Below are 13,290 nucleotides of genomic sequence, written 5' to 3' on the forward strand. Positions count from 1 at the left end.
TTGAATAAAAAGCTGAACGGGCTCGTTTAGTTCCGACTGAAAAATAGGAAAATACGATTGAGACGCTTTTTGTCTCACTCTTATTTTATCTTTTTTCTGAGATGCTAGCCCGTAAAGCTAGATTGAATAAAAAGCTGAACAGGCTCGTTTAGCTCCGACTGAAAAATAGGAAAATACGATTGAGACGCTTTTTGTCTCACTCTTATTTTATCTTTTTTCTGAGATGCTAGCCCGTAAAGCTAGATTGAATAAAAAGCTGAACAGGCTCGTTTAGCTCCGACTGAAAAATAGGAAAATACGATTGAGACGCTTTTTGTCTCACTCTTATTTTATCTTTTTTCTGAGGTGCTAGCCCGTAAAGCTAGATTGAATAAAAAGCTGAACGGGCTCGTTCAGTCTCAACTTTCCAATGTTTTAACCCTTAAAAACCTAGTTTAAAATGATTGTATCACAATGAAAACTGATTCATTCATCTTACTTTTTAAAAATTCTAGCTAAGAAAAAGGAATGATTTCTCTTAGCTAGTATTTAGTTTGCCAAAATTCTTACTGATTCATTCTGGCTTTTTTCTCTTCAATTTTTTTACGATAAACGTCAACTTCATCTTCAGAGCAATACACATAATGTTCAGGTGTGATTTCTCTTAGTTTACGTTCTTTATTATCTTCTGGTTGCGGATTATAAACGATACGTTTACGTGTACGTTCATAATCTGGATCAGGTAATGGAATAGCTGATAATAGACTTTCAGTATATGGATGTACTCCATAGTTATATACATCATCACTTGAACCCATTTCCAATAGTCTACCACTATGCATAACACCGATACGGTCACTGATATGTTTTACCATTGATAAATCATGGGCAATAAACAAATAAGTCAAACCAGCATCTTTTTGTAAGTCTTGTAATAGATTGACAACTTGGGCTTGGATCGATACATCCAAAGCTGAAATCGGCTCATCACAGATGATGAAGCGCGGATCAACTGCTAAGGCTCTCGCAATTCCGATACGTTGACGTTGACCACCTGAAAATTCATGTGGATAACGTGTGCCGTGACTCGGATCAAGACCAACGACTTTTAGTAATTCGTTGACTTTCGCTTCACGTTCTGCGGCATCTTTGGCTAAATGATTGATGTCGATTCCTTCTGCAATAATGTCATTGACTTTCATTCTTGGATTCAATGACGCATAAGGATCTTGGAAAATCATTTGCACTTCACGACGGAATGCCTGCATCGCAGATTTTGAACGGATTTTACTGATATCATCACCATTAAAAACGATTTCTCCAGCCGTCGGATCGTATAAACGAATCACACTGCGTCCAGTAGTTGATTTACCACTACCAGATTCTCCAACTAATCCAAATGTTTCACCTTCATAGATATGGAAACTAATATCATCGACCGCTCTGACTTCATCAGGACGACCTACGTTAAAATATTGTTTTAATCCTTTAACATCTAAAAGTACTTTTCTTTTTTCACTCATTATTTAACGCCTCCTACAGTCGCATTATGGCGTTCAGCATAAATCGCCCAACGTCTTACAATTTCAGCTGGAGGGGTGATTTTTGGTGCTTGTGGTGCTAATAACCACGTTGCAGCTTTATGAGTTGGTGAGACTTCAAAATATGGTGGTGCTTCTTCAGCGTCGATCTTCATCGCAAATTCATTACGCGGATAAAAAGCATCTCCTTTTGGCGGATCTAACAAATCGGGTGGAGAACCAGGAATCGCATAAAGCTTGTCTTCGGTTCCTTCCATTGTCGGCATTGAGCCCAGTAATCCCCACGTATACGGATGTTGCGGATTGTAGAAAATCTCTTCTGATGTTCCGACTTCCACTAAACGTCCGCCATACATAACAGCTACGCGATCAGCGACGTTTGCTACAACACCTAAATCATGGGTGATGAAGATGATCGATGTGCTGATTTTTTGTTGTAGGTCTTTTAATAATTCTAGAATCTGTGCTTGGATCGTAACATCCAATGCTGTTGTCGGCTCATCTGCAATTAGAACTTCTGGGTAACAAATCAACGCAATCGCAATCACGATACGTTGACGTTGTCCGCCTGAAAATTGGTGAGGGTAGTTTTTCAAACGTTTTTCAGCATTTGGAATCCCTACTAATTTCAATAGTTCTAAGGCTTGATCTAGGCCTTCTTTTTTCGATACTTTATTGTGTTTGATCAACGATTCAGCTACTTGTTTGCCGATTGGCATCGTTGGATCCAATGATGTCATTGGATCTTGGAAAATCATCGCAATTTCTTTCCCACGAATGGTTTGCATTTGTTTTTCCGTCTTGTGTACAATATCTTCACCTTTAAACAGAATTTCTCCATTGTCGATGTTTGCATTGCTGCTCAATAAACGCATGATACTTCTAGTTGTTACAGATTTACCACTACCAGATTCTCCTACGATTGCAAGAGTTTCCCCTTTGAACAGCTCAAAGCTAACACCACGAATAGCATTTACTTTTCCAGCAAACGTATCAAAAGAAATCTGTAAGTCTTTTACTTCTAATACTTTTTCCATAGTCATTCACTCTACTCTTTCATCTTAGGATCGAAGGCATCACGTAGTCCGTCAGCTAACAAGTTGAAACAAATCATCACGACTGACAAGGTTACGGCAGGAATCCACATCAAATATGGAAGGAAACGGAACGTTTTATATCCTTCATTTAATAATGTACCAAGTGAAGCGGTCGGCGGTCTTAATCCTAAACCGATGAAACTTAGAAACGCTTCAAAGAAAATTGCCGACGGGATACTGAACATCATTTGAACAATGATCACGCTTGAAATATTCGGTAAAATATGTTTTACGGCGATCTTCAAACGAGATTCACCTAATGTTTGAGCTGCCAAAACAAATTCTTGATCTTTCAATTTCAACGTCTGAGCCCGAACGATTCTGGCCATTGAAATCCAGTTTGTAATAACCATCGCTAAAACGATTGATAAAATACCTGGATCAAAAACAGTCAACATCAAGATCATCACAACAAGGTTAGGAATTCCAGAAAGGACTTCTAAAATACGTTGCATCACTGTATCCACTCGTCCACCTAAAAGTCCTGAAATCAAACCATACGTAACACCGATCGTAATATCAAGTAAAGCTGCGATAAAGGCAATCAATAATGAGATACGAGTTCCCATGAATAAACGGCTCAATACATCGCGGCCTAGTCCATCGGTTCCAAGATAAAAATTCACATTATCAGGAACATTGGCTTGAGCGTACTTGTCTACCATTTTACCAGCAACATTCGCTGTACCATTGAATCCGTTGATACTATCTAAAAACGGGATCCGTGGTGGTAAATTGATATACGCTACATTTTGTTGTGTAGGATCATGAGGTGATACCCAAATTGTTATAATTGAAATAAAGATGATGATTCCTAAAAATACTAAAGAAATCACAGCAGCTTTATTTTTTTTCAGACGACGCCAAGAATCTTGTAAAAAGCTTAATGACGGTGTTGCAATTCGTTCACGTTCCTTTGTTGTTGATGTATCCAAAGGCTGGAATTCATTTGCTGGTATTTCTTTAATTTTTTCTGGGACATTTTTTAAGTCTACTATTTCCATTAACCTTTGGCACCTCCTGAAACACGAATTCTTGGATCGATCAATCCATAAAGTAAATCAACAATCAAGATAACGAATACTAACAAAGCAGAGTATAAGATCGTTACTGCCATGATCGTTGGATAGTCATTGGTCATGATTGATTTTACGAACTGCTCCCCAATACCTGGGATAGCGAAAATATTTTCAACTACTAACGAGCCTGTCATCAGCCCTACAGCTAATGGGCCAAGTAACGTGATCAAAGGAATCAAACTATTTCTAAGTCCATGTCTCACGGCAACTTGCCAACGACTCAAGCCTTTTGCACGGGCTAACTCTACATAATCACTATGTAAAACTTCGACCATTTCGGTTCGAATAAACCTGGCGGAATCGGCCATTGGACTCATTGCTAACGCAATCGTCGGCAAAATCGTATAAGAAAAGCCATTCCACATTGCGATTGGTAACACTTTTAATTTCATGGCAAAGATATATTGCAGTAATACCGCAAAAACGAAGTTAGGGATGGAACGTCCCAAGATCGCCATTAAAGTAGCTAATGTATCTACCCATGTATTTTGGCGCATCGCTGCAATGATTCCTAGTAAAATACCGACTAGTGTACCAAAGATGATAGCTTGTGCACCTAATTGTACTGACGGTCCGATACGACCTGCCAAAAGTTTTGCCACTGGTTGGTTTTTAAATTGGAATGAAATCCCAAAATCACCGACCAGAAGATTTTTTAAGTAGATTCCATATTGAACGATGACTGGTTTATCCAAACCTGACTGCTTGTTCAACATAGCAATTGTTTCTGGACTAAGTTTTTCTTGGTTGGTATAAGGCGTACCTGGTAATAATTGCATTAAGAAAAACGTAATCGTTGCGATCAGCCACAATGTGATGATCATGAAGAAGACTCGTTTAAGAAAATATTTTCCAAAACTGTTCAAGAATGACACCTCCGAGATTATTTTGACTTCATCAGTTTTTTTCGATAAAGTAAGGATAGAAAATTAAGTAAGGATGAGCACATGAAAAACTTAAAATGGCCCTTGATCACCTCAGCAGTCTCAAGCATCGGTATTTTTATTTACCTACTGATACATCAGTCACTGACTATCCGTTCTATATCTGATACCTTCTTCATTGTTTCATTATTTTTTCTAATTATCGGCTTAGCCTTATGGATCATGTCCTCAGGATTTTTTGATAATTTCCAACGTTTTATGAAAATGCATTTTCGTTTTAGAAAGAAAAATGAACCGAAAGAATTCATCCCATTTTCAGAAATAGGTAAAGCTCATCAGCTTTACTGGCTTGAATCTGGTGGTATTTTACTGATCGTCTCTATTGTTTCTTTATTATTTTACTTTTTATGAGCAAAGATAGCAAGAGGACCGTTGCCTTTTTATTTAAAAGAGGGCAAAGGTCCTTTTTGCTATTGAAAACTATTTCAGACTATTCTGAAATATACGTCCATTTATAATCGTATTGTGCACCTGCTGGATGGAAACCAACATCTTTTACTTTTTCAGCACGTAAATGCGCTTCTGCTTTTTGGTAAAGAGGAATTACACCCATGTCACCCATGATTGTTTTCTCTGCATTTACCATATCAGCCCAACGTTTCTCAGGATCATTGGCATCTGTTGTTGCAGCTGCTTTTACTAATTTATCATATTCAGGATTACTATAGTGTCCACGGTTATATGGAACGCCTGTTTGGAATAAATCTAGGAAACTACTTGGATCTGCATAATCTGCTCCCCAACCACCGATTACTGCTTTAAAATCGCCTTTATTAGAACGATCTAAACGAACAGAGAATGGTACAGGACTAACCGTTACTTTTGTACCTGGTAAGTTTTCTTCAATCGCACCTTGGATATATTCAACTGTTTTCTTAGATGAATCTGCATCAGAAGATAAAATATCAATGTCTAATGAATCAATATTTAATTCTTTCTTTGCTTTTTCCCAATGTTCTTTTGCTTTGTCTTTATCATATTCAATTTTATCGCCAGCAGCTTCTGCAAAGTCTTCTTTTAAATCTGGAGATTTAGACATATTTGCTGGAACTAAGCCTTTAGGTTCAACTGATCCATCACCTAAAATGTTCTCAACTAGTGCTTTACGGTCGATTGAATAAGAAATAGCTTTTCTTAAGTTTTCGTTTCTATATGGTGAGTCTTCAGCAATTTGGTTTAATTCCATATATTGTGTTGATGCTTCTTTTTGGATGACAAGTTGTGGATCATTCGCTGCTTGTTGCGCTAGTTCACCCGTTAATGTTACATCATCTGCTTGTCCATCTTGGAATAAGTTGTATGAAGTTGGAGCTTCTTTCACAACATTTGTTTTTACCTCATCTAATTTTACAGTATCAGCATCCCAATAATCTTTGTTTTTCTTGTATGACCATTCAGTATCTGTTCCTGGTCCATCAAAGTCTGCTAAAACAAACGGTCCATTATAAACTGCGTTCTCACTGTTTGCTGCATAATCTTTCCCATATTTTTCAACAATATCTTTTCTTTGTGGGAAGAACGATGGGAAAGCTAATAGATAATCAAAATACGGTGTTGCTTTTTCTAAGGTGATTTCTAACTCATAATCACCAGTTGCTTTAATTCCAAGTTCACTTACGTCTTTCTTACCTGCTGCGATATCTGCACCATTTTTAACAGATTCGTAAAGGTAAGCATATTCTGAAGCTGTCTTTGGATCAACTGTACGTTGCCATCCATAGACATAGTCTTCTGCTTTTACTGGTTTGCCGTCTGACCATTTAGATTTTTCATTTAATTTGATTTTGTACGTAATACCATCATCACTGACTTCTGCTTTTTCGCTCGCTCCGGCAGGTTCTGGGTTATTATCTAAATTCAAACGATAGATTCCTTCATAAACATTGTTTAGTGCTGTAAAGCTGATAACATCTGTTGCTACTGATAAATCAGCACTCGGCATTTCTTGTAAAACATTGACACTGAAAATTTGCTCACCACTAGGTTTGCCTTCGGCTGCTTTTGAGCTGCCTGTATCGTCTGTTTTTCCGCCGCCATTACCACAAGCTGCTAGTGTTAAACTAAATAAAGTGATGAATCCAAAAGCAAATGACTTCTTTAACTTCATTGTTGTTTCCTCCCTAATAAGACCTTGAGTATTTTTCTGAAAAATCAGAATTTAATAATTATTTATTGTACTGAGGTATAGTTTACAATTTTTAAATTAAAAAATCAAGAATTATCTTATTTTATTTTAATACTGGCATCATTAAATTATACCTTCAATAGAAGTAATTTCTTAGAAATAGCTACAAAAAGCGATTGTCTTCTTATAAAAAAGTATGTTAGATTAGTAATGGAAGAAATAATCGCTGTTCTACGCAAGTCCTTTTTTGTTCATTTATCGTGTTCAATAGTGATTGATTTAAAATAATATTCTAGTTTCATAACAATCAATAAGGAGTGATTAGATGCATCGTTCATCATTTTTCAAAGAATTAACTACCTTTCACAAACCTCAAAAAGCACCTTTTCGCTTTATTGGTGCAGGTATCTGTATGGCAGTCCCTTTGTTTATTGGCTATTTTTCAAATAATTTATTAATTGGTAGTTTCGGCTCACTTGGCATTTTTACATTCCTCTACTATCAAACTCTTCCACTAAAAGAATTGATGATCCGACTTAGTTCCATCGGTATTTTTTTACTTTTTGGAAATCTAGCGGGTGTTCTTAGTACCCATATCCCTTGGATCATTCCGATCGTTATTGCATTGATCGCTTTTTCCGCTAGAATTATTTTTAGGTTATACAGAATTGCTAAGCCTGGGGCTTTTTTTATTGTCATGGTAACTGCAATGGGGAGCGGAACCAAAATTTCTTTTGAAAAAGTGCCTATTATGATGAGTTATGTTTTATTAGGCATTTTGACTTCTCTTATTGTCGCTGTCATTTTGTATTTTGTTGAAGGGGAATCTGTCGTTACTCAAAAGAAGATTTCCTTACAAGAGCGACTTTACACAGATCCAGGAGCTCTTCTTGATGCGCTGCATTATGCTGCGATTTTATTTTTGGCAACGTATCTCAGTCAATCCTTGCATTTGACAAATGCTTATTGGATGGTCGTTTCTTGCGCGGCTGTTTTACAAGGTGATAATCTACGGGCTATTATGCATCGCAATATACAAAGAATACTCGGGACGATGATTGGTTTATTGATTGCAGCTCTTTTTTTGAGTATCCCATTTACTACACTGGAAAATATTTTACTGATTTGCTGTTTCTTTTTGACTGTAGAATTTTTCATTAAACGAAATTATACGATCGCGAATTTTTTTACAACACCAATGTCTTTATTATTAGCTAATTTAGCTCGCCATCAATATTTAATCAGTTTGCTTAATTATCGTTTGATTGGAATTGTTTTAGGTAGTCTTTTAGGGCTTTTAGGAGCATTTGTATTGACGACTTGTTTAAAATTTTATAATCGTGCCTATCAATTAGATGAAAGTTTAGACAAAGAAACAGAATAATCGGGAGGTTTATTTATGAAAATCAAAGCACCTATTGCACCTTTGCTGCCCAAACTTATTGAAACTGATTTTATTTCTTTAGATGATGAGATTATTATTGAAGGTTTGTCAGTAAAAGACCAAGATCTTAGTTATCAAGATATACGCAATTTAGTGTTTCGAGAATGTCGTTTTGAAAAAATCACAATGAACCGAAATCATCTTGAACGATTTGAATGTAGTAACGTGATTTTTGATCATTGTGATTTTTCCAATATAGAGTGGATTGGGGCTAGTTTTCACCAAGTTCATTTTCATCAGTGCAAATCAACAGGAACAAATTTTGCTGAGAGTTATTTGCGCGATTGCTTATTTGAAGAGTGCATAGCAGACTATGCTTCTTTTAGTGCAACGAATCAAAAGGTTGTTCATTTTCAAAAAACTAGTTTAAATGATACTGAATTCGTTGACGTTACGTGGAATAATCTAGTATTTGATGGTTGCTCATTGACAGGGGGCAATTGGTTTCACACGAAATTAGCTGGACTTGATTTAACGAAGAGTAGCTTTGATAAAATTGCTTTTTCGCAAGAATTACTCAAAGGATTAAAGGTCACACAAGAACAAGCTATTACGATTGCTGCAGGTTTGGGGTTAATTATTGAAGACTAATAAAAAGAAAGAGTAGAGATGAGCGTAGTATTTTTGCTCTACTCTTTCTTCTTTTGCTTATAAATATTAATAAGAAATTAATATTTTCTTTAATTATAGAAACTAAAAATTTTATTTCATATACTTTTTTGGTAAACTAGTATAGCTTGACAATAGTTTTCATACAGGAGAACCATTTTTCTCCTATTACTAAATTTATTGTATAAATCATATCTGCCAAGTTCAGCTTTTGTTAATTTTTTTCACTATCCTATGTGAAGACTTAATAAATCGTTGAGGGATTTTTCTCGTAGGATTCATCTATAGTACTATTAATAAAAGAGCGAGAATCATTGTATTTTAATTATGATTTTTTGCCACTCTTTGGCTCATCATGTAGTTGATATTTAAATAAAAGGACTGTTTATTAAAATGAATAAAGAAAAAATTGGTTATGGGCAAGCTTGTGGAAAAATTATATTGATGGGTGAACATTCTGTTGTTTATGGTGAACCTGCAATTGCGTTTCCGTTTCAAGAGACTTACACTTCAACAAAAGTTGAACCTAACATTACTCTGGTATTAGATTGTCATTATTTTTCCGGAGAACTGTCAGAAGTGCCTCATCAACTAAACAGTGTCAAAGAAGTCATCAACCAAACCTTGAAGACACTTCATCAAGAAAATACGACTTTAAAAGTCACTATCACTAGTACGATTCCAGCAGAACGTGGGATGGGTTCAAGTGCTGCTACTGCTGCTTCTATCGTTCGGGCACTATATGATTATTTCGATGAACCATGCACACAAGAAGTTTTGCTTCCTTTAGTAAATGGCGCCGAAAAAATTGCTCACGGTAATCCTAGTGGTATTGATGCAGCTGCAACGAGCGGCAAGGAATCGCTATTTTTTATAAAAGGTCACCCATTAGAACCATTCCCGATGAATGTTTCCAATGCTTTTTTGATCGTGGCTGATACAGGAATCAAAGGCCAGACCAGGGCTGCTGTCCGTGATGTAGCTCGTCTTTTTGAACAAAATAAACAAAGTGTTTCACAACATATTACTGAGTTAGGTCACTTGACTAAACTTGCAAAACAAGCTATTTTAACAGATGATGTTCATAAACTAGGAAACGTTATGAATCAAGCACAGGAACAGCTTAAAGCATTGACCGTCAGTAATGAACAACTCGATCAATTAGTCTTTACAGCTCGAAAAAATGGCGCTTTAGGCGCAAAATTAACAGGTGGGGGGCGCGGCGGTTGTATGATCGCCTTAGCTGATTCTAAGGAGCAAGCAGTAAAAATCGCTGCAGCAATAGAGTCGGCTGGCGCTGTGGCAACTTGGATTCAATCATTAGGAGTGAAAAATTAATGTACGCTGGAAAAGCACGAGCCTATACCAATATTGCATTGATCAAATATTGGGGCAAAAAAGATGAGCAATTGATTTTACCAATGAACAGCAGTCTTTCTTTAACATTAGATGCATTTTATACTGAAACAAGTGTCGTTTTTGATGAATCATTGACTGAGGATAGTTTCTTTTTAGATGGGGAAAAACAAGATTTTAAACAAACAGCTAAAATTTCTAAATTTTTAGAACTTGTCCGTCAACAACAAAATCTGTCACTATTTGCGAAAGTCGACAGTCAAAATTTTGTACCTACGGCCGCGGGTTTAGCGTCTTCTGCTAGTGGGTTGGCAGCTCTCGCTGGGGCTTGTAGCGAAGCATTGAATTTACAATTAACTGAAACAGAGTTGTCTCGCTTAGCCAGACGAGGCTCAGGTTCAGCCTGTCGCAGTATTTTCGGTGGATTTTCTGAATGGCAAAAGGGTGACTCGGATCAAACTTCTTTTGCCAAAACGATTCCATCTGATGCGTGGGAAAATGAGTTGGCGATGCTTTTCGTTTTAATTGATGATGGTGTAAAAGATATTTCTAGTCGTGACGGCATGAAACGAACCGTTAAAACATCAAGCTTTTATTCTGGTTGGTTAGAAAATGTCGAAGCAGATTTAGCAACGGCTAAAAAAGCAATCAAAGAAAAAGACTTTGATACATTGGGACGAGTAACTGAAGCAAATGGTTTACGTATGCATGGTACTACATTAGCTGCCGTCCCCCCCTTCACTTATTGGTCGCCTGAAAGCTTAAAAGTCATGCAGTTAGTACGTGCTGCCAGACAACAAGGGATCCCTTGTTACTTTACAATGGATGCTGGCCCAAATGTTAAAATTTTGCTAGAAAAGAAAAATGTACCTGCATTAAAGAACTTTCTAGCTGGTCATTTTTCTGAACAACAACTGATTACAGCATACGCAGGACCAGGAATAAACGTAATACCTGTAGAAAGGTCGGAAAAAATATGATAGAAGTTTCCACACCCGGAAAATTATTTATTGCCGGTGAATATGCAGTTGTTGAGCCTGGACATCCGGCAATCATCGTTGCAGTAGATCAATTTGTAACAGTTACGATCGAAACAGCTGAAAACGTCGGCAGTATTCAGTCTGCTCAGTTCAGTTCTTTACCGGTACGCTGGACAAGAAGAAACAACGAACTTGTTCTAGATATTCGTGAAAATCCCTTTCACTACGTACTAGCAGCAATTCGTTTAACCGAAAAGTATGCCCAAGAACAGCACAAAGTCCTATCTTTTTACCACTTGAAAGTCACTAGTGAGTTAGATAATTCAAATGGACGAAAATATGGATTAGGTTCTAGCGGCGCTGTTACTGTTGCGACCGTAAAAGCATTGAGTCTCTTCTATGGTTTAGATTTGACCGAAGAAGATATTTTCAAACTTTCTGCATTGGCACATTTAGAAGTTCAAGGAAATGGCTCTTGCGGAGATATCGCAGCAAGTTGCTACGGCGGTTGGATTGCTTTTTCAACATTTGACCATCAATGGGTCAGCGAACACGTGCAAAAACTGACATTGACAGCTTTACTTAAAGAAACTTGGCCAAAATTAATGATTCAACCCTTGATCGTACCAAAAAAACTACGTCTTCTAATTGGTTGGACGGGTAGTCCTGCTTCTACGTCTGATTTAGTGGATCAAGTCTATCAATCAAAAGAGATGCAAGAAAAAGCCTACCAACAATTTTTAAATGATAGTAAAACCTGTGTTGAAACGATGATTACAGGATTCAACTCGGAAAATATTTCATTGATCCAAACACAAATACGAAAAAATCGTAAATTACTTCAACAACTAACCTCGATCACAGGCGTTACGATCGAAACACCTGCTCTTAAAAAACTATGTAATTTAGCACAGACTTATGGTGGAGCAGCCAAATCATCTGGTGCAGGTGGTGGCGATTGCGGAATTGTCTTATTTAAACAAAAATCCGGTATTTTACCTTTGATGAGTTCTTGGGAAAAAGAAGGGATCACTCCTTTACCATTACATGTATATTTTTACGGAAAGAAGGACAAAGATGAATCGAAAAGATGAGCATATCTCTTTGGCAAAAGCCTTTCATAAAGAAAAAACGAACGACTTCGACCAAATTCGTTTTATCCATCATTCGTTTTCAGAAATAGCATTAGATGAAGTGGATATTTCAACGTCTTTTCTTGACTTTTCTTTCAAACAACCGTTTTATATCAATGCCATGACAGGTGGCAGCGAAAGAGCAAAAAAAATTAATCAGCAACTAGGTATTCTAGCGAGAGAAACTGGCGTGATGGTGGCAACTGGATCCGTCAGCGCTGCACTGAAAAATCCTGATTTAGCCGATACTTACCAAATCATGCGTAAAGAAAATCCAGATGGCGTGATTTTAGCCAATATCGGAGCAGGATTGGCTTTAGAAGATGCGAAAAAAGCTGTCGATCTTTTTCATGCTGACGGACTGCAAATTCATGTAAATATTCCGCAAGAGTTAGTCATGCCAGAAGGCGATCGTGATTTTCATGGGTGGCTAGATACTATTGAAGATATTGTCAAGCACTTATCTGTTCCTGTGATCGTCAAAGAAGTTGGCTTTGGCATGAGTAGTGAAACGATCGAGCAATTAGTTTGGCGAGGCGTGAAAGCTGTCGACGTCAGCGGTCAAGGTGGAACAAGTTTTACCCAGATCGAAAATGCTCGTCGGAAAAAAAGAGAGCTCGGTTTTTTAACTGATTGGGGACAATCAACGATCCTGTCATTGTTAGAATCTATGAATTGGCAGCGTGATTTAACGATTTTAGCTTCTGGTGGTATTCGACAGTCCTTAGATATCGTCAAAGCACTTAGCTTAGGGGCTAAAAGTGTGGGCGTTGCAGGAACTATTTTGAACCAGTTGATGACAAATGGTGTAGACGAAACAATTGAACTTGTTCAACAATGGGAAGATGAGCTTAAAATGTTATATACTTTGCTTGGGAAAACGACTACTGAAGAACTTAAAACAACCGATATTATTTTTTCTAGTGAGATCATTCATTGGTGTGAAAGTCGTGGAATTGCTTATCAGCCTTTTGCGAAGAGGAGTAAATAAAAAAAGGCTAGA

Annotated in this window: 12 protein-coding genes; 7 read left to right on the forward strand and 5 right to left on the reverse strand. The window is 37.2% G+C overall.

Annotation, left to right across the window (positions count from 1 at the left end):
• Positions 1-545: 545 nt before the first annotated feature.
• From AC4BC4_RS12695 to opp1B, 4 genes are read right to left on the reverse strand one after another with little or no spacing between them, the layout of a single operon-like run.
• Positions 546-1,502, reverse strand: a complete 957-nt coding sequence (locus AC4BC4_RS12695) for an ABC transporter ATP-binding protein (RefSeq protein WP_438758416.1) — start codon at positions 1,500-1,502, stop codon at positions 546-548.
• On the reverse strand, positions 1,502-2,563 hold the full coding sequence (gene opp1D / locus AC4BC4_RS12700; RefSeq protein ID WP_490475930.1) for an oligopeptide ABC transporter ATP-binding protein Opp1D: 1,062 nt from the start codon (positions 2,561-2,563) through the stop codon (positions 1,502-1,504). The genes AC4BC4_RS12695 and opp1D overlap by 1 nt, the downstream gene beginning before the upstream one ends.
• A 5-nt stretch (positions 2,564-2,568) precedes the next feature.
• On the reverse strand, positions 2,569-3,621 hold the full coding sequence (gene opp3C, locus AC4BC4_RS12705; protein WP_438758414.1) for an oligopeptide ABC transporter permease: 1,053 nt from the start codon (positions 3,619-3,621) through the stop codon (positions 2,569-2,571).
• Positions 3,621-4,562, reverse strand: a complete 942-nt coding sequence (gene opp1B / locus AC4BC4_RS12710; RefSeq protein ID WP_438758413.1) for an oligopeptide ABC transporter permease Opp1B — start codon at positions 4,560-4,562, stop codon at positions 3,621-3,623. Before opp1B ends, opp3C begins: the two co-directional genes overlap by 1 nt.
• An 81-nt stretch (positions 4,563-4,643) precedes the next feature.
• On the opposite strand from opp1B, the gene AC4BC4_RS12715 reads away from it, so the two are divergent.
• Entirely contained in the window at positions 4,644-4,991 is a 348-nt protein-coding gene (locus AC4BC4_RS12715) for a DUF3899 domain-containing protein (RefSeq protein WP_438758412.1), read from the forward strand.
• 79 nt (positions 4,992-5,070) lie between these two features.
• Here AC4BC4_RS12715 and AC4BC4_RS12720 read toward each other — a convergent pair whose 3' ends face one another.
• Positions 5,071-6,747 (reverse strand): peptide ABC transporter substrate-binding protein, encoded by a 1,677-nt coding sequence (locus AC4BC4_RS12720; RefSeq protein ID WP_490475931.1) that lies wholly within the window; start codon positions 6,745-6,747, stop codon positions 5,071-5,073.
• 343 nt (positions 6,748-7,090) lie between these two features.
• Between AC4BC4_RS12720 and AC4BC4_RS12725 the strand changes: the two genes are divergently transcribed.
• From AC4BC4_RS12725 to fni, 6 genes are all read left to right on the forward strand, one after another.
• On the forward strand, positions 7,091-8,149 hold the full coding sequence (locus tag AC4BC4_RS12725; protein WP_490475932.1) for an FUSC family protein: 1,059 nt from the start codon (positions 7,091-7,093) through the stop codon (positions 8,147-8,149).
• 15 nt (positions 8,150-8,164) lie between these two features.
• Entirely contained in the window at positions 8,165-8,800 is a 636-nt protein-coding gene (locus AC4BC4_RS12730) for a pentapeptide repeat-containing protein (RefSeq protein WP_490475933.1), read from the forward strand.
• A 411-nt stretch (positions 8,801-9,211) separates the two neighbouring features.
• Positions 9,212-10,156: a mevalonate kinase gene (gene mvk / locus AC4BC4_RS12735; protein WP_490475934.1), complete on the forward strand. Its 945-nt coding sequence runs from the start codon at positions 9,212-9,214 to the stop codon at positions 10,154-10,156.
• The gene (gene mvaD, locus AC4BC4_RS12740; RefSeq protein WP_490475935.1) at positions 10,156-11,154 is read left to right on the forward strand and encodes a diphosphomevalonate decarboxylase; all 999 of its coding nucleotides are present in this window, start codon (positions 10,156-10,158) and stop codon (positions 11,152-11,154) included. Before mvk ends, mvaD begins: the two co-directional genes overlap by 1 nt.
• On the forward strand, positions 11,151-12,248 hold the full coding sequence (locus tag AC4BC4_RS12745) for a phosphomevalonate kinase (protein ID WP_490475936.1): 1,098 nt from the start codon (positions 11,151-11,153) through the stop codon (positions 12,246-12,248). The genes mvaD and AC4BC4_RS12745 overlap by 4 nt, the downstream gene beginning before the upstream one ends.
• On the forward strand, positions 12,232-13,278 hold the full coding sequence (fni, locus tag AC4BC4_RS12750) for a type 2 isopentenyl-diphosphate Delta-isomerase (protein ID WP_490475937.1): 1,047 nt from the start codon (positions 12,232-12,234) through the stop codon (positions 13,276-13,278). Before AC4BC4_RS12745 ends, fni begins: the two co-directional genes overlap by 17 nt.
• Positions 13,279-13,290: the final 12 nt, after the last annotated feature.

Source organism: Enterococcus sp. AMC1086 (genome assembly GCF_058216575.1).

Bases quoted from the DNA above. Each gene is read 5' to 3' on its own strand.
- AC4BC4_RS12695 (WP_438758416.1), bottom strand. From the start codon at position 1,502: ATGAGTGAAAAAAGAAAAGTACTTTTAGATGTTAAAGGATTAAAACAA.
- opp1D (WP_490475930.1), bottom strand. From the start codon at position 2,563: ATGACTATGGAAAAAGTATTAGAAGTAAAAGACTTACAGATTTCTTTT.
- opp3C (WP_438758414.1), bottom strand. From the start codon at position 3,621: ATGGAAATAGTAGACTTAAAAAATGTCCCAGAAAAAATTAAAGAAATA.
- AC4BC4_RS12715 (WP_438758412.1), top strand. From the start codon at position 4,644: ATGAAAAACTTAAAATGGCCCTTGATCACCTCAGCAGTCTCAAGCATC.
- AC4BC4_RS12720 (WP_490475931.1), bottom strand. From the start codon at position 6,747: ATGAAGTTAAAGAAGTCATTTGCTTTTGGATTCATCACTTTATTTAGT.
- AC4BC4_RS12725 (WP_490475932.1), top strand. From the start codon at position 7,091: ATGCATCGTTCATCATTTTTCAAAGAATTAACTACCTTTCACAAACCT.
- AC4BC4_RS12730 (WP_490475933.1), top strand. From the start codon at position 8,165: ATGAAAATCAAAGCACCTATTGCACCTTTGCTGCCCAAACTTATTGAA.
- mvk (WP_490475934.1), top strand. From the start codon at position 9,212: ATGAATAAAGAAAAAATTGGTTATGGGCAAGCTTGTGGAAAAATTATA.
- mvaD (WP_490475935.1), top strand. From the start codon at position 10,156: ATGTACGCTGGAAAAGCACGAGCCTATACCAATATTGCATTGATCAAA.
- AC4BC4_RS12745 (WP_490475936.1), top strand. From the start codon at position 11,151: ATGATAGAAGTTTCCACACCCGGAAAATTATTTATTGCCGGTGAATAT.
- fni (WP_490475937.1), top strand. From the start codon at position 12,232: ATGAATCGAAAAGATGAGCATATCTCTTTGGCAAAAGCCTTTCATAAA.